Annotated in this window: 16 protein-coding genes and 2 CRISPR repeat arrays (1 of these 18 running past the window's edge); of the genes, 9 read left to right on the top strand and 7 right to left on the bottom strand. The window is 48.0% G+C overall.

What is annotated here, in order from left to right:
- Positions 1 to 7: 7 nt before the first annotated feature.
- From MEALZ_RS18090 to MEALZ_RS18100, 3 genes are all read right to left on the bottom strand, one after another.
- Positions 8 to 1,378 carry a TolC family outer membrane protein gene (locus tag MEALZ_RS18090; protein ID WP_014150101.1) on the bottom strand — a complete coding sequence of 457 codons (1,371 nt, stop codon included), beginning with the start codon at positions 1,376 to 1,378 and terminating at the stop codon, positions 8 to 10.
- Between the two features lie 139 nt (positions 1,379 to 1,517).
- Positions 1,518 to 2,306 carry a vWA domain-containing protein gene (locus MEALZ_RS18095; RefSeq protein ID WP_014150102.1) on the bottom strand — a complete coding sequence of 263 codons (789 nt, stop codon included), beginning with the start codon at positions 2,304 to 2,306 and terminating at the stop codon, positions 1,518 to 1,520.
- A gap of 322 nt (positions 2,307 to 2,628) precedes the next feature.
- Positions 2,629 to 2,967: a hypothetical protein gene (locus tag MEALZ_RS18100; protein ID WP_014150103.1), complete on the bottom strand. Its 339-nt coding sequence runs from the start codon at positions 2,965 to 2,967 to the stop codon at positions 2,629 to 2,631.
- Positions 2,968 to 3,054: 87 nt separating this feature from the next.
- Here MEALZ_RS18100 and MEALZ_RS18105 point away from each other — a divergent pair, with 87 nt between their 5' ends.
- The 4 genes from MEALZ_RS18105 to MEALZ_RS18120 all read left to right on the top strand — a co-directional run bounded on the left by MEALZ_RS18105 (position 3,055) and on the right by MEALZ_RS18120 (position 9,252).
- Positions 3,055 to 5,235 (top strand): type I secretion system permease/ATPase, encoded by a 2,181-nt coding sequence (locus MEALZ_RS18105; protein WP_014150104.1) that lies wholly within the window; start codon positions 3,055 to 3,057, stop codon positions 5,233 to 5,235.
- 17 nt (positions 5,236 to 5,252) lie between these two features.
- On the top strand, positions 5,253 to 6,593 hold the full coding sequence (locus MEALZ_RS18110) for an HlyD family type I secretion periplasmic adaptor subunit (protein ID WP_014150105.1): 1,341 nt from the start codon (positions 5,253 to 5,255) through the stop codon (positions 6,591 to 6,593).
- Between the two features lie 10 nt (positions 6,594 to 6,603).
- Positions 6,604 to 7,239: a response regulator transcription factor gene (locus tag MEALZ_RS18115; protein WP_014150106.1), complete on the top strand. Its 636-nt coding sequence runs from the start codon at positions 6,604 to 6,606 to the stop codon at positions 7,237 to 7,239.
- A gap of 294 nt (positions 7,240 to 7,533) precedes the next feature.
- Positions 7,534 to 9,252, top strand: a complete 1,719-nt coding sequence (locus MEALZ_RS18120) for a retention module-containing protein (protein WP_014150107.1) — start codon at positions 7,534 to 7,536, stop codon at positions 9,250 to 9,252.
- A gap of 20 nt (positions 9,253 to 9,272) precedes the next feature.
- On the opposite strand, the gene istB is transcribed toward MEALZ_RS18120, so the two are convergent.
- The 3 genes from istB to MEALZ_RS23090 form a co-directional block, all read right to left on the bottom strand.
- Entirely contained in the window at positions 9,273 to 10,019 is a 747-nt protein-coding gene (gene istB, locus MEALZ_RS18125; RefSeq protein WP_014146713.1) for an IS21-like element helper ATPase IstB, read from the bottom strand.
- Complete coding sequence (istA, locus tag MEALZ_RS18130; protein WP_014150109.1) at positions 10,006 to 11,565, bottom strand: IS21 family transposase; 1,560 nt, start codon at positions 11,563 to 11,565, stop codon at positions 10,006 to 10,008. Before istA ends, istB begins: the two co-directional genes overlap by 14 nt.
- Before the next feature lie 124 nt (positions 11,566 to 11,689).
- On the bottom strand, positions 11,690 to 11,836 hold the full coding sequence (locus tag MEALZ_RS23090) for a hypothetical protein (protein ID WP_176564468.1): 147 nt from the start codon (positions 11,834 to 11,836) through the stop codon (positions 11,690 to 11,692).
- Between the two features lie 148 nt (positions 11,837 to 11,984).
- Between MEALZ_RS23090 and MEALZ_RS18135 the strand changes: the two genes are divergently transcribed.
- The 5 genes from MEALZ_RS18135 to MEALZ_RS18160 all read left to right on the top strand — a co-directional run bounded on the left by MEALZ_RS18135 (position 11,985) and on the right by MEALZ_RS18160 (position 20,279).
- Positions 11,985 to 14,936 carry a midas domain-containing protein gene (locus tag MEALZ_RS18135; RefSeq protein ID WP_014150110.1) on the top strand — a complete coding sequence of 984 codons (2,952 nt, stop codon included), beginning with the start codon at positions 11,985 to 11,987 and terminating at the stop codon, positions 14,934 to 14,936.
- A gap of 234 nt (positions 14,937 to 15,170) precedes the next feature.
- Positions 15,171 to 15,737, top strand: a complete 567-nt coding sequence (locus MEALZ_RS18145) for a hypothetical protein (RefSeq protein ID WP_068794399.1) — start codon at positions 15,171 to 15,173, stop codon at positions 15,735 to 15,737.
- Between the two features lie 186 nt (positions 15,738 to 15,923).
- Entirely contained in the window at positions 15,924 to 17,765 is a 1,842-nt protein-coding gene (locus tag MEALZ_RS18150; RefSeq protein ID WP_014150112.1) for a glycoside hydrolase family protein, read from the top strand.
- A 164-nt stretch (positions 17,766 to 17,929) separates the two neighbouring features.
- Complete coding sequence (locus MEALZ_RS18155) at positions 17,930 to 18,448, top strand: class I SAM-dependent methyltransferase (RefSeq protein ID WP_014150113.1); 519 nt, start codon at positions 17,930 to 17,932, stop codon at positions 18,446 to 18,448.
- A 364-nt stretch (positions 18,449 to 18,812) separates the two neighbouring features.
- Complete coding sequence (locus MEALZ_RS18160; RefSeq protein ID WP_014150114.1) at positions 18,813 to 20,279, top strand: O-linked N-acetylglucosamine transferase, SPINDLY family protein; 1,467 nt, start codon at positions 18,813 to 18,815, stop codon at positions 20,277 to 20,279.
- A 93-nt stretch (positions 20,280 to 20,372) separates the two neighbouring features.
- On the opposite strand, the gene MEALZ_RS18165 is transcribed toward MEALZ_RS18160, so the two are convergent.
- Complete coding sequence (locus MEALZ_RS18165; RefSeq protein ID WP_014150115.1) at positions 20,373 to 21,155, bottom strand: Bax inhibitor-1/YccA family protein; 783 nt, start codon at positions 21,153 to 21,155, stop codon at positions 20,373 to 20,375.
- A 172-nt stretch (positions 21,156 to 21,327) separates the two neighbouring features.
- A CRISPR array of direct repeats spans positions 21,328 to 21,846; the repeat unit is 29 nt; unit sequence CGGTTCATCCCCACGGGCGTGGGGAACGC.
- 93 nt (positions 21,847 to 21,939) lie between these two features.
- Positions 21,940 to 22,280: direct repeats of the CRISPR family, unit length 29 nt; unit sequence CGGTTCATCCCCACGGGCGTGGGGAACGC; it runs 1,092 nt beyond the window's last position.

Here is a 22,280-nt window from a genome sequence, read left to right on the forward strand (position 1 = left end):
GCTCCTCTCAATTGAAAAAACGGGCATCCGCCTGTTGTTCTTCGGTGATTGGTTTGATCTCTTCCGGCAAGTCCGTTCCCAAAAACCGGTTCAATTTCCCCATGCCGGCCAAAATGCGATAACGCGCCGCAAGTTCGTTATACATGGCATCGGTATAGGCTATGCTGGCCATATAGACCTCGTTCGTCGTATCCAGCAAATCTAAAAGCGTGCGCTGACCGATATTGAATTGACGCTTGTAAGCCTCCAGCGTCTTGATGCTGGAAGTTCGATGCGATTCAAAAAAAGCCATTTGGTTGTTGAGCGTTTGATAAGCGACCCAGGCCAGCCTAACACTTTCCATAACCTGTCTATAGGTATTGTCTCTTATGTTTTTGGCTTGAGCGATTTCGTGAGCGGTTTGGCGGCGTCTGGCGATGTCTCGCCCGCCATTAAATAAGTTGTATCGCACGCGAACCATAGCCGTTAAGTCTTCATTGACGCCGCGAATACCACCTGTGTCGTCATTGTTATCATAACTCACTTCAAAATCGACCCGAGGATAAAACGGCGCCGACGCGGTCTCATGCTGCGCTTTCGATTCTTTGATATCCGACTCAGCTTCTTTTAGCGTAGGATGATTCGCCAAAGCCAATTCGATCGCGTCATCGAGGTTCGACGGGATGTCGCCGTTTTCCTTCGATGGGCTGGGTGCTTCTTCCAATGTTTTAGGTAATACGCCTATGACGCGATAATAGCCAGTCTCGGCATCTTGCAAATTACCTTGTTGAGCGAGAAAATTCGATTCTGCGTTGGCAAGACGGCCGGTTGCTTGATCTAGGTCCGATCTACGGCCGACCCCGCGCTCGGTCCGCAGCCTGATTTGACTAAAAATACTGCGATGAGTATCGAGGTTTTCCTGCGCCAAATCCAATAAGTCTCGATTTCGTAGCATTTCGATATAGGTTTGAGCAGCTTGAAGACCAATGATTTCGGATCTTCCGAAAACTCTATACGCCTGCGCATCGGTTTTGAACGTAAACCGGTCGACTTCATGCGGCGTTTCAAACCCATCGAAGATCATTTGTCGAAATTGTACCGATGATTCGGTTCTGCCAAATTGATTGACGCCTCCCCTTTGATTAGTACCGCCAAACCCTCGCGTGAACGGCGTATTCGCTCTTTCCAAACCGTAACCGGCGGACACATCGATCTTGGGTAAATAATTCGCCTTGGCTTGATCGATTTCTTGTTCATAAGCCAAACGTACCGATCTGGCTTCCTGAATCTCGGGATTCTCGTCGAGAGTTCGTTGTACGGCTTGACGCATCGACTCGGCATGACTTGGCAAAACAGTCAAACTCAATGCCAAACAAAAACCTAACAATGGCTTCTTCATATCTATTTTTTCCGTTAATGTTATATCCCGCACCCGTTTCGTTTACCGAGTAAATATACCTATCGTAGATCTAAGGCACCGCGGTGCCTCCTTGGGCACTACCGAAATTTGAAATGCGAAAGGTATAGATTACGGACAGTTATTCGGTCTCATTCTGATTTTCATGCAAAACGACCGAAGCAATAAAGGCATCGAAACCGGATGCCGGGTAAATGGTCCTCGATGTAGTATAAAAACCGCAACCGCCTATATCCGCAAGTTTATTTAACATCGATTGCCCCGGTATATCACTCGAATTTCCTGTCCATACCGTGTAAATGCAAATCGAATCGCCGTAACGGGCTTTCAGAACCTTGGCGAGCGTCACCGGAGAAGTGATGTAACCGTTGCCATCGCTAATGATCAATAACGCCGTTTGCCCTGAAATCGAAGACAAATCCGCTACGACTTCTTCAAGCGCATTAGTCAGCGTCGCGCCACCGCTTACGCACTCTTGTTGGCCTAGGCTAGACAGCCATCGATCATGATCATGGGGCTCGAGCGGGTAATCCAAACGGCTAAGCCGCCAGTCCAAACAAGGCCCAAAGCCAAATCGTCGAAGCGCGACATTAATGTCGAGCCCTTCGATACTGTTGTTTATCCGAAACAATAGCTCTCTGGCTACCGAAAATTTTGTTGGCTTGGCATCGCCGGGAAAATCGTTATCTTGATCGGCATTGCCATGATAGGCTTCTTTCATCGAAGACGAGCTATCCAAGAGCACATAAACGTGATCGGCTTTTTGTTGATAGCCGTGGTTTTGAATCAAATGATCGAGCTCGATCGTTTTTATCGGCCGGAAGGTTCTGATTGGCTGTTCTGCACAAGCGCTTAACGCAATCGCTATCGGAAAAATTGTCGTCAGTAAGATTTTTTTTATTTTTATCATAGAAGAATTATGGGTGTTACGAGATCGATGATCTCTTAACGTTCAAGCGAGCTATTTTAACGAATGTTCGTACGCTCAATATACCTTTCGCACTTCAAATTTCGGCAGTGCCAGAGGAGGGGCCTGGGTGTCCGGTCGATTTTCGCTCCAAAATCGACATTCACGCCATCCATGGCGCTCACAAAGGCTTTGCCAGCATGGAGCTGGCATAGAGCCTATATGGACGTATTCACGGCGTCCTTTGGCGGACACCCAGGCGCCGAATTTTGATCTACGACGGGTATACATCCTTATCAATCGCGGTTCTCAAACGAGAGTATTGCTAAAATATACCTTCGTCCGTATCGATCAATGGTGAAAGAGAAATCATATCCGAACGCAGTCGCTGACGTTTGGAGAGTTTTTCCTGAGCAAACGGCGGTAATTCGGTAATAGCAAACACCTGTTTTTTTATCAATAGATCCACCACGTCTTCCAAAACCCGAATAAGCTCTAAGTCGGACTCTTCTAGTTCCTGCAAGACTTTGTTCGACAAGGACTGAGAGTGTCGATACTCCAAAACCTCGGGTTCGTCATCGGTCAACCATTGTGCATCAATGGCCGTTTCGGTGTCATATAACGCTATAATCTTTCCCGCGCTATCGCGTATTGCATAGGGCATAAGTTATCGTAAAAGTAACCAAAAGCGTTTTCATTCTAGTACAATCAAACGCTTTGTAAATAATTATTGGCAGCGACAATAACAACAATGAGCCTATCGAATTCGGAACAAGCGGGGAATATAGAAATAGCCGGCGGCAACGACAACGACAGTTCGTCGGTTAACGATCCTTTACTGAATGCATTGTTGGTCTTATGTAAATTGTTGCAAAACCCGCACTCCGCCGATGCGTTGACGGCCGGCTTGCCCTTGGAAAGCAATCGCCTGACTCCGGATTTATTTCCGAGAGCCGCCAAAAGAGCGGGCCTGGCGGCAGGTCTTGTCGTCAGACCGCTCGATCGAATTTCCAATTTGGTCTTGCCCGCCATTTTGCTGTTAAAGCAAGGTCAAGCCATAATCCTGCTGTCGAGAGATGGCAACCAATGTAAAGTTCTGTTTCCTGAAACGGAAGACGGAATAAAAACTGTCGCGCTGAACGAACTTAACCAAGATTACACCGGAGCCGCCTTTTTCGTTCAACAAGAGCATTCTTTCGACAGCCGCATCGACCAAACGCAAGCGCCCAAGTCAGTACACTGGTTCTGGGATGTCATTTTCAAGTCCTGGCCGATTTACAGCGAAGTCTTGATGGCTTCGTTTCTGATCAACCTCTTCGCGATATCCACGCCGTTTTACGTCATGAACGTGTATGACCGAGTGGTGCCTAATCATGCGCTGGAGACCTTATGGGTCTTATCCACCGGCATGCTGATTATCTATACTTTTGAATTCATCATGAAGAGCTTACGCAGTTACTTCATCGACACCGCCAGCAAACGTGCCGAAATCATCTTGTCAGCTACTTTATTCGAGCGCATCATGGGCATCAAAATGGAATCCAGGCCAACGTCACTAGGCGTGTTTGCCAATAATTTCAATGAGTTCGAGTCATTTAGAGACTTTTTGACCTCGGCAACACTAACCGCATTGATCGATTTGCCTTTCACGATTCTTTTTTTGATCGTCATTTGGTATCTTGCGGGAGACATGGTAATCATTCCGTTGACCGTCATTCCGGTCGCATTAGTCAGCGGGTATTTCATTCAAAAGCCGTTGAGAAAATTGTCTCAACAATTATCCCAATTTTCGTCGCAAAAAGGAGCAACGCTCTACGAATCGTTATCGAATTTGGAAACCATCAAAGGCGCCAGCGCCGAAGGACAATCGCAAAAAAAATGGGAAGAAACCGTCGCTTATATGAGTAAGCTGAGCGTGAAATCCCGTTTTTACTCGTCTTTTGCGACTAATCTCATCACTTTTTTACAGCGCATGACCTATCTGATGGTCGTTATTTATGCAGTCTATTTAATCATCGAGGGTGAATTGACGGTAGGCGGGCTCATCGCCTGTACGATTTTGACACGCCATGCCTTGAATCCAATAGGAAAATTCGCCGCGTTGTTGACGCGTTACGATGCCGCCCGAACTGCGTTAGATTCATTGAAACAATTGATGAATCAACCCGTTGAGCGCGACGAATACAAAAAATATTTACATCGCCCCAAATTCAAAGGCTCCATAGAATTTAAAGATGTGACTTTCAGCTATCCAAATCAACCGATCAAGGCACTTGAAAATGTCTCATTCAAGATCGATGCCGGGGAACATGTCGCGATACTCGGACGAATCGGGTCCGGCAAATCGACGGTCGAAAAATTGTTACTAGGGTTTTACGAGGTTCAATCCGGCGCAATTCTGATAGACGGCACCGATATTCGTCAAATCGATCCATCAGACTTACGCCGTCAAATCGGTTACGTGTCTCAAGACATTTCGTTGATGCACGGCAGCGTCAAAGACAACATTACGCTCGGCGCCCGATACGCAGACGACACGATGATTTTACAAGCCGCACAATTAGCCGGAGTGACTCATTTTGTTGACAAACACCCGCAAGGCTTCGAAATGCCGGTCGGCGAACGCGGGCGCTCGTTGTCTGGGGGGCAACGGCAAAGTATTGCCGTAGCTCGCGCACTGCTGTTGTCCCCACCCATTTACGTGATGGACGAGCCGACCAATGCAATGGACAACAGTACCGAAGATGGTTTCAAAAAACGCTTGGCCCCTCATATCAGGGATAAGACACTATTATTGGTGACGCATAAAACGTCTTTGTTAAGTTTGGTGGATCGTTTGATCATTATGGATAACGGACGAATCATAGCGGACGGCCCGAAAGACCAGGTTCTCAACGCTTTAAAACAAGGTCAGATCAAAGTTTCCAGTTAATCGGAGAGGATTCAACAGTGTTTTTAAATTCAAGCGCGCGCGAAAAAGACGAAGACGCTAGATACATAAGCGACATCTATGCCGGTGTGCTGTATCGCTCCTCGTTTCACAGCCATCTCATTTTGTGGCTAACCGCTTTGTTTACCTTAGTCGCATTGGCTTGGGCAAACTTCGCGATGCTTGACGAAATCACGCGCGGTTCCGGAAAAATAATTCCTTCCACCAGACTACAAGTCATTCAAAATCTCGAAGGTGGAATTCTGGCTGAAATTCTTATCCGCGAGGGCGATATCGTCGAAAAAGGCCAACCGTTAATGCGCCTCGATGATGTTCGCTTTGCCGCAACCTTCGGCGAGGAACGCATCAAACAATTCGAGTTACAAGCACAAATCGCAAGGCTGAATGCATTGGTCAATAAAACGCCACTGCTAATCCCCGAAACCATCGAAACCAACTACCCCGAATTAGCGCGGCAAGCTCAACGCTTGTATGAATCCAAAAAAGAAGAATATCAATCGACCTTGGAAACCATTCAACAACAAGTTTCTCAACGCGAACAAGAACTCGTTGAGGCGGAATCGAAAATATCACGTTTGACGGATAGCTATGCGATGCTGGCCAAGGAACTGGAATTATCGGAGCCGCTGGTCGACTTTGGCGCGTTGTCCGAAGTGGAATTATTACGCTTGAAAAGAACGGCCAACGACTTACAAGGAGAACTAAGAGCCACGCAACTGTCGGTACCGCGTTTACGCGCTGCGCTGAAAGAAGCCAAAAGCCGTATCAATGAACATCAAACACAATTTCGCACGGCTCTTATCCAGGAGCTTAATGACGCTAAAGTTGGATTCGATCGCATTGCCGAATCGATGCGCGCTACCGAAGACAAAGTCAGCCGCACGTTGATCAGAGCCCCCGTTAAGGGCACAGTCAAGCAAATCAAAATCAACACGATCGGAGGCGTTGTTCAGCCCGGCATGGATTTGATCGAAATCGTACCGTTTGAAGATCAACTGCTCATACAAGCCGAGATCAGGCCGTCCGACATTGCCTTCTTGCATCCGGGTCAAAAAGCCATTATCAAATTGACCGCCTACGATTTTGCGATTTACGGCGGCTTGGAAGCAACCTTGGATCATATCAGCGCCGATACGATTACCAACCCGGAAGACGGTAAAAATTATTATCTTATTCGTTTGACCGCCAAACAAACTTATTTCGAAAGACATGGGGATCTGTTGGACATCATTCCGGGCATGACCGCCGATGTCGAAATTTTAACCGGCAAAAAAAGTGTTTTGGACTACTTACTGAAGCCTATTTTACGTGCCAAAGCAACCGCGATGCGAGAACGATAAGAACGTAACGATGACAGCTTCGATTCTAATCATATCCAGCTCGAATACTACGTTGAATAAATGGCGCTCAGCGCTATCCAACAATTATGTCGTCGAGTTCGCCGATCGAATGGAATCTATAGATAATCGCTATCAACTGGTCATCATAGAAACAAGTTTTATAGATCGAGAACGCCCCCCTTATCAATTCATAAAAAATTATTCGGGCCGGGTTTTGTTGATCGGACATAATTGGCCCGATAGTCGGCAAATAGAGCTCATGACAGCCGGTGCAGCCGGGTATTGCGAAGAAGACGTCGGCACAAAAATTATAGGAATAGCCGTATCGAGAATTTTAAAAGGCGATCTCTGGATGAAACGTCACCTGGTTTCGAAAGTAGTCGCCGAACTGGTCAAAATTGCCCATTCAAGCACACCACCCCCACCCCATTCCACATCGGTCGATCTCGACTGCCTGACGCCACGCGAACATGAAGTGATCGAACGGGTTCAAAAAGGTCTGAGCAACAAATTGATCGCGTCCGAGCTCGATATTTCGGAAAGAACTGTCAAAGCTCACATGACATCTATTTTCCATAAATTAAATATCCCCGATCGATTTCATTTAGCCGTTTTGCTTAACGATAGAAAACAAGAATCGAATTAGAACTTTTTAAAACGGTAATTATACTCATCGCAGATCAAAATTCTGCACCGGGGGTCCGTCAAAGGACAACCAGGCGCCGAATTTTGATCTACGACGGGTATATTAAATAACCTCCCTAAACCCTCGGCAACTACTCCTGCGTTTTCGCTCTGTTCATTATGTCACAGTACCACACTGTACTTTTCGTACAATAGTCAAAAAACTAAAACCGTGGAACAATGAAAGCGTCAGTAAATTAATCAATAGCCTTTGACCGAAAGGTTACTATAATTATCAAAAGCTTGGAGAGCAATAATGGCCGTTCAAGGTGTCGTGTCAGTCATAGAAGGAACCGTTAAAGCCATCAGTGCCGATGGAACGGAACGCATTTTGAAAAGCGGCGATCTCGTATTGCCGGAAGAAAGGATACAAACCGACGCGAATAGTTCTATCGGCATCTCTTTTGATGACGGATCTTTCATTACACTAGGCCATAACACAAATGAACTGATCAGCGAATTATTAGAATCCGGCAATGACTTACTCGAAACCTCCCAAGCTTTAGCAGACTCGGAAGAAGATCTTCTAAGCGAACTTGAAGATAGAAGAGACGCTATCCAACAAGAAGTTGACGAAATCCAACAAGCATTATTGGAAGGCGCAGATCCAAGCGTTGACTTAGAAGCTCCTGCAGCTGGCGCGCCTGGCACCGGAGACGGTACGGTATCGGAAGGAAGCAACGAAGGCAGTAGCACCGTCATCATTGAATACGAAGGCGATCAAGTCGACCCTGATGCTGGATACAGCACTATTGGCCCAAGTCAAGAATTTACCGAAGATAATGAAAGCTTCGATCCTCTTTTAGCGGAAGAAGGTGATACGGACACCGATACCGATACGGACACCGATACGGACACAGACACAGATACCGACACAGATACGGACACCGATACAGACACGGACACGGATTCCGACACCGACACCGACACCGACACGGATACCGACACGGATACCGATACCGACACGGACACCGATACGGACACCGATACGGACACTGATACGGATACCGATACCGATACCGATACCGATTCCGATACAGACACTGATACGGATACCGATACCGACACAGATACGGATACGGATTCCGACACCGATACCGATACGGACACCGATACCGACACCGATACGGATACCGATACCGATACTGACACCGATTCCGACACGGATACGGACACGGATACCGACACAGACACAGACACAGATACGGACACGGACACAGACACGGATACCGATACCGACACCGACACGGATACCGACACGGATACCGACACCGATACTGACACCGATACTGACACTGACACTGACACCGATACGGATACGGATACGGATACGGATACTGACACGGATACCGATACAGACACGGATACCGATACGGATACAGACACGGACACGGATACCGATACCGATACCGATACGGATACCGATACGGATACCGATACCGACACCGACACGGATACCGACACTGATACCGACACTGATACGGATTCCGATACAGACACGGATACGGACACCGATACCGATACCGATACCGATACCGATACCGATACCGATACTGACACCGATACGGATACGGATACGGATACCGATACCGATACCGATACCGACTCAGATACCGATACAGACACGGACACGGACACGGATTCCGACACCGACACCGATACGGACTTGGATACCGACACGGATACCGACACGGATACCGATACGGATACAGATACAGACACGGACACCGATACGGACACGGATACCGATACCGATACCGATACCGATACCGACACAGATACGGACACCGATACAGACACGGATACCGATACCGACACCGACACGGATACCGACACCGACACGGATACCGACACTGATACGGATTCCGATACAGACACGGATACGGACACCGATACCGATACCGACACGGATACCGACACTGATACGGATTCCGTGTCAATGGCCAACAGAATTGAGCCAGTTTTGGCCATTTAAATTGAGCCACTTTTCCAGGGTTACGATGCTTGATTTAGCTTTGATTTGAGTCGATAACTTTCCCCTCCCAGCATAAAAATGTGTGAATGATGGATGATGCGGTCGACGATGGGTACGGCGACGTTGTCATCGATAAAAAACTCGCCCCAGTTGGTGAATTCCTTGTTGGTGGTCAGGATCACCGAGCGGTATTCGTACAGCGCATTGATGAGCTGAAACAGGTTGTGCATGCCTTGTTTGTTCATCGGCAGGTATCCTAGTTCGTCGATGATCAGCACATCGAATTTGAGCAGTTGGTTGATTTTCTTTTTCAACTCGCCTTTGAGTTCGGCCAGTTCCAATACCTCCATCAAGCCTAGTGCGGTGTTGAAGCTGACCTTATAACCGGCATCAATGGCTTTCAGGCCGATGCCGATGGCCAGGTGGGTCTTGCCGACCCCGGGCGGTCCGATGAAGACCACATTGTCCCGATTGTCGATAAAGCCGAAGTCGAGCAGACTGTTGACTTCCCGTTTACTGATGGTGGTCTGAAAGCGATAATCGAACTCTTCCAGGCTTTTGAGCAAAGGAAAGCCAGCGCGTTTGCGGTTTTGCTCGATGCGCTTGGCGTTGCGCTGGCGCTGTTCATGTTCAACCAAGCTTTCGGCAAACTGCAGGTAGGAACTTTCATGGGTCTCGGCTTGGCCAAGCAAGGTCGGCAAGTGCTCGGCAATGGCCGTCAGGCACAAGCTGCGGTATTGCCTGGCAATCTGATCAATGGATGGCATGGCTCTCTCCTTGGCCAGCCGAGTGGCCATTCAGGGCACGATAACGGGCCAGCGGACATTCTTGCTTGATGGCGGCAGTGGCCTGCTCTGATGGCGGCATCGATAGGGCATCGCTGTCGTCCGAGCGTCCCACAGACTGCCGCCAGGCCTCCAGTCGTTCTTTCAGGCCGCTGGCCGTTAACCGAGGCGTGTCGATCAGTCGCGTCAGCACCGCTTCGGGAATCGCACCCTGCTGTTTGATCTGCTCGGTCAGCACCTGCTTGGCACCGGCCAGCTGGTCTTTGTAGATTTTCGGCGAGCTGGCTTTCAACAAGGCACATAGCTGAGTCACGACCGCCGGAGACGGCAGCAGTTCATGCAAGTCCTTTTCAAGCGTTTCGATGCGTAGCGACATATCTCGGTAATGATGCCGGTTCTTGATAATTTGCCCCTTTTCCAGACACACAGCATGTTCGGCGATCACTTTGTGAGTACTGAGATCGCTGATCTGGATGACGCCGTTAGCTTCATGCACGGCGACACGGGCGCATTGATACGCCATCGGTACCGAGTATTTATTGGATTGCCAGGCGATCAAGCCGGTTTTATCCGCCTTGCGGGTGATGCGGGCCTGGCTGGCGGTAGCGTCAACACAAGACGGCGTCAGGTAAGCCCGCATATGGCCTTGCTCGTTGGCCGCGTAATGTATCGCCGGTTGTTGGCCGGTGGTGCCGTGTCGCCGTTGATTGGCTATCCCGTCGAGCCAGTCGGTCATATGGGCCTTCAAAGCATCCCAGTCGGTAAAAGTCTCGCCATACAAGGCATTTTGTTTGACGTATTTGACCCCGGCCTCGACCTTGCCTTTGCTTTCCGGATCATAACCTTCACAAGCCCGAATCGTGAAGCCCGCTGCCGTGGCGTACTGATGGAAGCGCTGGTTCAAGCGCAACTCGCGAAACACTTCGCTAATGACCACCAGCTTGGTCTGATCGTACACGCACTCTTGCGGCATGCCGCCGAAATAGCGAAATGCCGCATCGTGCTGGCGAATCAGCATCTCGGTATCAATCGGCTTGGCACAGATCGAAACATGCATCAGACGCGAATACGATAGCACAAACACTATGAAATATACCGTCGTCGCCACGCCGCCAATCATCACATCGCGGAGTTCGCCGCCATCGACCTGGCATTGTTCGCCCGGCACCATGTCCAATACCGGCTCATAATAACGCGCCTGCTTAAAGCTAATCTCTTGCTTGAGAGCCTGTATATAACGCCGTACCGAACGGTCGGAAACGGCCAAATCGTCCACTTTGGCCTTCAGTTTGCGCAGCACTTTGACCGCTGACAAGCCCGGATAGGTTTGCAGCAACTGAATAATGTAGTCGCGGTAATCGTCCAGCTTCTTACCACGGGATATCTCTTCCTGCAGGGCACTAATGTCCGCAGCCGACAGCTTCAGGTATTTGCTCACGGTGTTACGGGAAATACCCAATTGACTGGCAATCTGACGCTCGGATAAGCCGTTGCCATCGTTGTATAACGCTTTAATCTGATGGATCACAATCCACTCCTTCATGACGCTCCCTGGAAAAAATTCAGGGACTCTGTCAGATTTATTGGTATAAATAAAGTCTGAAAAAGTGGCTCAAAATTGTTGGCCATTTCTGGCTCAGTTTAATTGACCATTAACATTCCGATACAGACACGGATACGGACACCGATACCGATACCGACACGGATACCGATACCGATACCGACTCAGATACCGATACGGATACGGACACGGATACCGACACGGATACGGATACCGACACAGACACGGATTCCGACACCGATACTGATACTGATACCGATACAGACACGGATACTGATACCGACACGGATACGGATACAGACACAGATACGGACACAGACACGGATACCGATACCGACTCAGATACAGACACCGATACGGATACGGACACGGACACCGATACGGACTTGGATACCGACACGGATACCGATACCGACTCAGATACCGACTCAGATACCGATACAGACACGGATACTGATACCGATACAGACACCGATACGGATACTGACACTGACACCGATACGGACACGGACACGGACACCGATACGGACTTGGATACCGACACGGATACCGATACCGACTCAGATACCGATACAGACACGGATACTGATACCGATACCGATACCGACACGGATACCGATACAGACACGGATACCGATACAGACACGGATACTGATACCGATACCGATACCGATACGGACACTGATACGGATTCCGATACCGACACCGACACGGATACCGACACGGATACCGATACAGATACGGACACCGATACAGATACGGATACAGATACGGATACGGATACGGACTTGGACACCGATACAGACACGGATACCGATACGGATACCGATACGGATACCGATACGGATACGGACTTGGACACCGATACAGACACGGATACCGATACGGATACCGATACGGATACCGATACCGATACGGATACCGATACCGACACGGATACCGATACCGATACCGACTCAGATACCGATACCGACTCAGATACCGATACGGATACCGATACCGACACGGATACCGATACAGACACGGACACGGACACGGATTCCGACACCGACACCGATACGGACTTGGATACAGACACGGACACCGATACAGACACCGATACAGACACCGATACGGATACCGATACAGACACGGACACCGATACCGATACCGATTCCGATACAGACACTGATACGGATACCGATACCGATACCGACACGGATACGGACACCGATACCGATACGGACACCGATACCGATACCGATACCGATACCGATACTGATACTGATACTGATACCGATACGGACACCGATACAGACACGGACACAGACACGGATACCGATACAGACACGGATACGGATACGGACACAGATACCGACACGGACACCGATACGGATACTGACACGGATACGGATACGGACACTGATACGGACACTGATACGGATACGGATACCGATACGGACACCGATACCGACACTGATACGGACACCGATACGGATACCGATACCGACACGGATACCGATACGGATACCGATACCGATACAGACACGGATACGGATACCGATACGGATACCGACACGGATACCGATACAGACACGGATACCGATACAGACACGGATACGGATACCGACACGGACACCGATACCGACACGGACACCGATACAGACACGGATACGGACACCGATACCGACACGGATACGGATACGGACACAGATACTGACACCGATACGGATACTGATACAGACACGGACACCGATACAGACACCGATACAGACACCGATACCGATACGGATACGGATACGGACACCGATACTGATACCGATACGGACTTGGATACCGATACGGATACCGATACCGATACCGACACGGATACGGACACCGATACCGATACCGATACCGACTCAGATACGGATACGGACACCGATACTGATACTGATACAGACACGGACACGGACACGGACACAGATACGGACACAGACACGGATACCGATACGGATACCGACACGGATACTGATACCGATACGGATACGGATACGGATACGGATTCCGACACAGACACGGATACGGATACGGATTCCGACACAGATACGGACACCGATACAGACACGGATTCCGATACCGACACTGATACCGATACGGATACGGATACGGATACAGACACTGATACGGATACAGACACCGATACCGATACGGATACGGATACAGACGATGACTGCGAGATACCTCACGCAATCTCATATATTGCCTTCAAGCTGGAAGGACGAACCGGCGGTGTTATAAAAGTCGAGTTTCCAAGTAGCCCTGAATTTACCAATGTTGCTATCGCCGTATCATTGGCTGAATTCATTGAAAACAACAATGGCTCCAATGTGCTCGATATCATCATCAAAGCCGGACCGGGGCATTACGACCAAACAGGACAATCGACTACTACCGATGGCTGGACGACTAATCCTGGAGGTCTAGTTATTGGACGTACTTATTCACTTCAAGACTTTATCGATCAAGGTTTTGAGGCCGACCCTGACTCTAGCTGTATTACAGAATATGCAGCGGTGAGTATGTCTGCGGAGACAATAACTACTTATGAATTTGATGAAGAGAATATAGTCAACGCTGAAGAAACCTCTTTTGAAGAAGAGTTTTCGGATGAAGAAATTGACACCAGTACAGAAGACGAGGATTCGACCGAAGAAAAAGAGGAGTCCACCGATGATGAAGATGTGACTGAGGATGAACAATCTGATGAGGTCGATCAAGATTTGTCTGACGGTGAAGACACCACTGACAATGAAGAACCGGATAATTCCGATCATACCCCGGATGACCACGAGCCAGATCAGGATGAAGAAAGCAAAATGCCTGAAGAAGGCTCTACTTCTGATGAAACCGACGAGTCCGCCAAAACTCAAAATGTCATTAACAACGAAGAACCTGATAATGGTGATGAAGAGGATTCCGATCAGGATAACAATGGCAACAGGCAAGGCAACAATGGTCACGGCAATGGCGATCAAGATGCTCCTGCCAATTCCGGAGACAACAATAATGCTGAAAACAGCGACAACTCCGGCCAAGGCAACAGCGGCGGCAATAGGCAAGGCAACAACGGTCATGGTAACGGCGACCAAGATGCTCCGGGCAATTCCGAAGACAACAATAATGCAGAAAACAGCAATAACTTCGATCAAGGCAACAGCGGCAAGACTTTAAGTCTCGAAGACCTGTTAGATGATGGAGACGATTTGTTCATGAGCGATAACGACCCTAGAACTTCTGGCGCCGATATGGACGACCCGCTTAATCCATTTGAAAACGGCTTCGATTTACCCGATAGCCTAGAACCGGATCCGGAATAATTAATGACCTTGTAAGCTCATATTCCGTAGTCGATCATTCTAAAAAGTTAATGGTCGCCTGCGGAGTCCATGCGATTATTGACTAGCACCATTCAATTGGAATATTGCGAATTATCTCGCAGATAATCCGGCTACGCCTTGATAGGTTCTCTAGTTGTAAACCAATTCGTTACTTCATACATGGGAGATTAAATGATAATCCAACATCGGTTCTACAAATGCACGGCATTGATCATGCTATTAATTTTTATGGTAATCATGCCTGCCAAAGCTGCATTGATTTCCGACTTTACCGGTCCTTATAGCCTCAACAATTGGACGGAAACCATAGGTGGCAATGGCGCTATTGATTTAGACGGGTTTAGCTCTGTGACTTTAACCGGATCAGATCGAGAAACTCCTTTAGACTATCCTAATGAGTCTCCTATTGTTGTCGATTTCACGATTGAAGCAGTCGCTTCTGGTTTCGTATCTTTTCAATGGTTTTATGAAACATTGGATAAAGATGAGTGGTTTGGAGGCTCTCAATGGGACCCATTCGGCTACTTGCTTAATGATGTGTTTTTCCAACTCACTGACGACAACGGTGCTTTTGAACAAACCGGCCAAACCCACTTCTTCGTCAATGCAGGCGATATTTTCGGATTTCGACAAAAAACCATAGACGATCAATTCGGAGCCGGAATTACAACAATCAGTCAATTCAGCGTGCAGGTGCCTGAACCTCATATTTCGTTTCTATTGAGCCTGGGGTTAGCCTGCTTTCTTTTAACTTATTCGCGTCGGCTAAAAAGAAGTTGACAGGCTACATCATCGACTTTCATCGCTTCGATAAACTCCAGAGAAAAGCCCAATAAAATACACGCGATAAACCATCCCAAACTAATGAGCCGCTCCGAGCGGCTCATTCCTGCTTTGTGGACCGACAGACTCTAAGTCTGTCCAAGAAAATCAATCAAACCACCCTTCGATGCACAAAACTCACTCATGGCAGATCAAAACCGAGCATTTCATAGCAAAACGGACTTTTCGGCGGAACATCGGTTATTGAATGACATCCGTCAGGCATTAATTTCCGGAGAGAGCGCTTTTTCAACGACTGACCTTGACTTGCCATTCGATCCGGCTATTTCGCAGATTTACATTTCGCTGTTTCAACGAGGTTTGAAATCGATACGCTGGGGGGCTAGAAGAGCAACGATCGAAGCTACATTGCAACGTATCGTTGAAAAACTCAAAACCAACCCGGCTCTTTCCGACTTTGCCGTTCAAGACGCCAATCAATGCCGGATTTTGTTTGAGATGGTGACCGAAGAGCGCCCGTGCCCACTGAAATCGTTAACCGGGTCGACGTTTTGCGACAGCCGTTTCGAGCCGGGCATTACCGGCATCAAATACGAATTTAAAGGCGTATTACGCTACTTTATGCCGACCGACGCCGTCGTGCATAGCATCATGTCCGTTTCGCAACTGCTGCGCTTCCTCGCGAAAAAAACCGGCATCGCGAAACAATCCAACCGGTTTTCAGTTCGCGAAAAACTGATGCGAAGCGAACCGATATCTTCTAGCCTGATCAAAAGTATTGCGTTCATCAGCTATACCGATCGAGAAATCTTACCGCTTTATCGCGGTTATCCGATTAGCAAAGTTCGATTCGACAAAGAAACCTTGCTTGAAAGTACATTGAAAAGCATCGATTGGCTCGTCGCCAACATGAACGATGACGGCAGTTTTTTGTATTTTTACGACGCTTATCAAGATACGAAAGTAGACTTCGATCACCCCAAAATGGCCGATCCTTTGTATAACAACATATTGCGTCATTGCGGCGGAACTATCTCGCTGTTGCGCGGTTATGAATTAACCGGACGCAACGATTATCTCGAAGCCGCTGGCCATTCGATGCAATATCTGTTTTCGACACTCAGAGAACACGAGTGGCAAGGACGCTACGCCTGCTATCCGTTCGACAATAAAAAATCGAAACTCGGCGGCGCGGGCGTTGCACTAGTCGCGCTGATGCATTATTACCGGCATACCGGCGATGAAGCCTATCGACTCACTATCGACGGTCTCGTTCGACATATTCTGTCTCGAATCGCCGACGACGGCGAAATGATCGGTTATTACATTCACCCGTTATTCAATCAAGGCCAGCCAATCATCGACCCGCCCGATGATATCAAAAGACAATTATTCTCTTTTTATTATCCGGGCGAAGCCTTATTGGGACTGGCTCTATACTACCAGTGGATCGATCGGATCGATGACGATTTAAAAAAAGAAATCGCCGAAAAAAGCGAAAAAGCGCTGGATTTTTTAGTGGACATCCGGCCCGTAAAATACAAGGAATTGTTTTTGGAGTTACCCGCCGATGCTTGGCTAATGCAAGCGACCGAGGAATGGGTTAAGGTCGAAGGTTTTCGCAAAAATAGCTATATCGACTTTGTGTTTAATGATGCGAATGCCATGATCGAACATAGTTATACAGATGAGAACTCGCCCTATTTAGATTATGCTGGAGGCTTCTATTATTACTATGGCGACCATGTTTATCACGACGGTTCGCGTTGCGAGGGCTTAATTGCCGCATATTATCTGTCGACCTATCTGGGGGAACAGAAGCGTGCCGACAAAATAATGGCGGCAATGATCGCGTCCGCCAAGGGCCTTATGTATACCCGACATACAGCGGAATCGACATATGCGCATTTATATCCGGAAAAAAGCATAAACAGCTTTCGTTTTAAACTAACTCGTCAATGGGTTAGGGTCGACTCGGTACAGCATACGGCTTGTTTTTATTCAAGGTTATACTTCGTGATGTAAGGTCGAATTTCCGACTTAGAGAGCAAATACAATCAAAGTGCTTTTCTGTTGGGTCACATTATTGGCGCAAATATCCTGTAGTTCTCGAACAGGCACTTCGGAGCAGAATTTGATTTGCAAAGAAAATAATGAAGTATTTTCAGTAGTTCTGGAGGCGTGCAAAAATGGCAAGCAAACTACATATCGGCGGCACGAAAAGAAAAGCGGGATGGGAGATATTCAATATTGTAAAAACCGACCATGTCGACCATGTGGGTAATGCCAATGATTTATCTCGTTTTGCGGATAACACATTTTCTGCAATCTATGCTTCCCATATTTTGGAACATTTCAGCTATATTAGCGATCTACAAGAAGTTTTGAAAGAGTGGTTTAGAGTTTTACTTCCCGGTGGAAAAATTTATCTTAGTGTCCCGGATCTAGATACATTGGCCACCCTGCTGGTCGATAAAAGCCTAAGTTTTAAAGATCGGTTTTATGTGATGAGAATGCTCTACGGAGGGCAAACGAATGCATACGATTTTCATATGGTAGGCCTTAACGAAGATTTTTTAAGGTTTTATTTAACAAAGGCCGGGTTTAAAAGTATTACGAGAGTCGAAAGATTCGGCATTTTCAACGATACGAGCAATAAGCAGTTTTTAAACCGGCCTATTAGCTTGAATATGACAGCCCTTAAATAAACTGTAATCGTTTAGCCCATTTATACCATCGCACATCAAATGTCGACGCTTCAATACCTTCTCCCTCTGGGAGAAGGCTAGGATGAGGGGATAAAAAAACCGAAATTTGATGTGCGATAGTTATAAATTGCACCACGAGGTTCATGATGGTCTAGCCATTGTCCCGGCAATTGAAAGTTCTCTGGTTGAGAGGGCGCGGTCACTCGCCCGACAGGACGCCGTGAATACATCCATGTAGGCTCGACGGCGGCTCCCTGCCGCCGACGCCTGTCGGTCGAGCAACCGCACCCTCTTCGGAATCGGCATTGTGTTGAATATCGAAAAATTAGGGGACTAAACAAGGCAATCAGGTAGGAAACAGAAAATGTCGGATTCATTTAAAAATGTGTTTGCGCAGGGAGTTGCTGCATTTGAGCAAGGTAACTATGACGAAGCCGCTGCTTTTTTGAAAGAAGCAAAGAGCATGAACACGGATGACTCGCGTGTTTTTCGCGTGCTAGGCAATTGCTTGCGTCTGCTTGGCAAGGTCGATGAAGCTATTTCAGTATATCGAGAAGGATTGCAAATCAAATACGATTTAAATACGCATCAACGTTTAATCAATACCTTAAATTACAGTGACGAGCCTCCTTCGTTAGTTGCCCTAGAGCATAAAAAATGGGCCGAAGCATATACAAATCACTACGTTTTAAAATATAAACTTTCGCTTAAGCCACGCAGTAAACATTTAAAAATTAGAATCGGCTATGTGTCTCCGGATTTTAATGCTCATCCGGTGGCTTATTTTTTGTTGCCTATTATTCAAAATCACAATAAGGACATTTTTGAAATATTCTGTTATGCCAATATTAATCAAGAAGATGGTGTGACTCATCAATTTAAACTGGCCGCCGATCGATGGATCGATATTCGACACATGTCTACAGTACAGTTGTTCGATCAAATTCAACAGGACGCTATCGATATTTTAATCGACGTGGCAGGCCTGACCAGCGGTAATCGGTTAGATGTATTTGCTTTACGGGCTGCCCCCGTCCAAGTGACTTATTTAGGGTATCCCGGCACAACAGGTTTAAAAACAATGGATTATCGCCTTGTTGACTCGATCAGCGACCCTCAAAATGTCTCAGACGAGTGGCATTCAGAAAAACTGTATCGCTTGCCAGATTGTTTTTTATGCTTTCGTCTGCCCCCTGAAAATTTGAAAATAAATGATGCGCCGTGTCAATCAAAAAGTTTTGTGACCTTCGGTACGTTCAATAAAATTTCAAAAATCACAGATAGAACGATTGCTTTATGGGTACAAATCTTACAGGCCGTTCCTGATTCCAAATTTGTGCTGAAGGGGAGAGGTTTTGAAAAGAAAGTTGAACAGAATCGTATCAAGAAACGTTTTGCCTCTGCCGGTTTAGAACAGATAGACAGACTAGTATTGTACGGATTCTCGCCAAAAAGATCAGAGCACTTATTGCTGTATAACGAACTGGATATTGCACTTGATACTTTTCCTTACAACGGCACCACAACAACGATGCAGGCTATTTTTATGGGTGTGCCGGTCATTGCTTTAGACGGTAAGTCACATGTCGCAAGAGTCTCGCAATCCATATTAAGCGCAATAGGCGCAAATGAATTAGTCGCAATGGATGAAGAAGACTATTTCTTAAAGGCGGTACATTTGGCGAACGATAAAGAACGCATCGCGCATTATAAAAAAGAGCTACGTTCGATGCTTGAAGATTCACCGATTAGGAATGAAATGAATTTTATTGCAAACCTGGAAGAAGCTTACAGGAGAATGCTTCGAGAAAAACAACTAAGGATTTGGTAAAAAATTACTTCCCTGTTTTTAAAATGTAGGGACAATAATAGGCAATCGAACACGGGCCGACGAGAGCCTGTTGTCACATTTCCCGTTTATCCCTCATCGTCTAGCATTTGCAATCAGCCTCAGAACCGAAATGTACATCCACACTAAGGTCACTAGCATGCCCAGTCCCAAGTACCAGCGCATCCACGAAGGTTGAGCGCGTTGTATAGCATTGTCTATACGACGAAAATCGACTAGTAAATTTAACGATGCGGTCACGACGATAAAGCCAAACCAAAGCATCCCACCCACACCGGCACCATGCAAAAAAGGCAAGGGCACACCGGCAAGCAATGCGGTAAATCCCACCAAATAAACCAGCGCGATAGTAGCCGTCGCGGCGTAAATCAGCACAAAAAGTTTTCGCGTTACTTTAATCACACCGGTCGCATACAACGCATACATTACCAAAGCGATGCTGAATGTCACAACCAAAGACTGTACGGCAATGCCAGGAAAGCGTTGTTCAAGTGAAAGCGCCAATCCGCTCATGAACACCCCGCCCGCTAAGGCATATAACGGCGCGGTTACAGACGCCCAGTGCCGATAAAAAGCGGTCAGTAATACCAAACTAAAGCCGAAAACGCCGCCGCCGAAGCCGATATTACGAACGATGTTCGCGACTACTTTGTCATTGCTCGCAATGCTCGGATAAAAATAAGCCGCCATAGCCAGTGCAGCCAATAAACTGAGCGTAAATAAAAGCCCCAGAGAAAACATCTGTTGCCGAAGAGAAAGCCTGAAAACCGGTTGCTCAGTTGGGGAAGAAATGGGTTTAAAGCTTCGAGGTAAATTCAATAATGGGCTACCCAGTCCCAAAGTTCTCGGTAATGCCATAAGTCGCGTACCTTGTCATAATCAAATCAGCATTTTAGCCATAGATTTGATAAAGTCTCAATAACACATGCGACAACTACGTTGACATTTACCGGTACAGAACAGGCAAGTAATATATCCCCACAGGTGTGGGGATCGCTTGGTCTTTGTTTCTGTCTTGATGCTGAAATTGCGGTTCATCCCCACGGGCGTGGGGAACGCGCCAGGTTGTTTTGGTGCGTGCGCTGCGCTTCTGGTTCATCCCCACGGGCGTGGGGAACGCCGATTTTGAGGCTTAGGCTTGTCTTAGTATTACGGTTCATCCCCACGGGCGTGGGGAACGCATAGCTAGTCCCGGCTGGATTTCGGTCGCCGACGGTTCATCCCCACGGGCGTGGGGAACGCTTGTTGGCTTCTTCGGACGCGCGCTGTAGCACCGGTTCATCCCCACGGGCGTGGGGAACGCCTGCAGCCGCTTTCGCGCTCTCGTCATCCTGGCGGTTCATCCCCACGGGCGTGGGGAACGCGTCATGTTCGCGAACGAACAAGGCCCCTTTTCCCGGTTCATCCCCACGGGCGTGGGGAACGCACGCGAGGTGCTCGAATGAAAGGCGTTGGGTCCGGTTCATCCCCACGGGCGTGGGGAACGCCACTAATACTGATTTCGGCAATTTGATCGGGACGGTTCATCCCCACGGGCGTGGGGAACGCAAGTTGCGTCTGATCATTTGGGTGCCGACGAGCGGTTCATCCCCACGGGGGGGGGGGAACGCACTAACTCAGTCGTAGCCCTGGAAATAACCTGCGGTTCATCCCCACGGGCGTGGGGAACGCGCCAGCGCGCGGAAAACAAAAACGCACGATCGCGGTTCATCCCCACGGGCGTGGGGAACGCTTAATAATAGAAATGGCCCGCGTCCGTGAAATACGGTTCATCCCCACGGGCGTGGGGAACGCTGCTAAAAACAGAAGCTGAAAACCGAAAAGAACGGTTCATCCCCACGGGCGTGGGGAACGCCGTCCAGAACCGATCGCACGACCGCAGCCGGACGGTTCATCCCCACGGGCGTGGGGAACGCTTGGCTACGGGCATAACCTAGACTCAAAGCCACGGTTCATCCCCACGGGCGTGGGGAACGCCTCAGC

It is taken from the genome of Methylotuvimicrobium alcaliphilum 20Z, from assembly GCF_000968535.2.
Classification (GTDB): Bacteria; Pseudomonadota; Gammaproteobacteria; order Methylococcales; family Methylomonadaceae; genus Methylotuvimicrobium; species Methylotuvimicrobium alcaliphilum.

Coding starts and splice junctions, on each gene's coding strand:
- MEALZ_RS18155 (WP_014150113.1), top strand. CDS start 17,930: ATGGCAAGCAAACTACATATCGGCGGCACGAAAAGAAAAGCGGGATGG.
- MEALZ_RS18120 (WP_014150107.1), top strand. CDS start 7,534: ATGGCCGTTCAAGGTGTCGTGTCAGTCATAGAAGGAACCGTTAAAGCC.
- istB (WP_014146713.1), bottom strand. CDS start 10,019: ATGCCATCCATTGATCAGATTGCCAGGCAATACCGCAGCTTGTGCCTG.
- MEALZ_RS18105 (WP_014150104.1), top strand. CDS start 3,055: ATGAGCCTATCGAATTCGGAACAAGCGGGGAATATAGAAATAGCCGGC.
- MEALZ_RS18100 (WP_014150103.1), bottom strand. CDS start 2,967: ATGCCCTATGCAATACGCGATAGCGCGGGAAAGATTATAGCGTTATAT.
- MEALZ_RS18145 (WP_068794399.1), top strand. CDS start 15,171: ATGCTATTAATTTTTATGGTAATCATGCCTGCCAAAGCTGCATTGATT.
- MEALZ_RS18095 (WP_014150102.1), bottom strand. CDS start 2,306: ATGATAAAAATAAAAAAAATCTTACTGACGACAATTTTTCCGATAGCG.
- MEALZ_RS18165 (WP_014150115.1), bottom strand. CDS start 21,155: ATGGCATTACCGAGAACTTTGGGACTGGGTAGCCCATTATTGAATTTA.
- MEALZ_RS18160 (WP_014150114.1), top strand. CDS start 18,813: ATGTCGGATTCATTTAAAAATGTGTTTGCGCAGGGAGTTGCTGCATTT.
- MEALZ_RS18150 (WP_014150112.1), top strand. CDS start 15,924: ATGGCAGATCAAAACCGAGCATTTCATAGCAAAACGGACTTTTCGGCG.
- MEALZ_RS18115 (WP_014150106.1), top strand. CDS start 6,604: ATGACAGCTTCGATTCTAATCATATCCAGCTCGAATACTACGTTGAAT.
- MEALZ_RS18090 (WP_014150101.1), bottom strand. CDS start 1,378: ATGAAGAAGCCATTGTTAGGTTTTTGTTTGGCATTGAGTTTGACTGTT.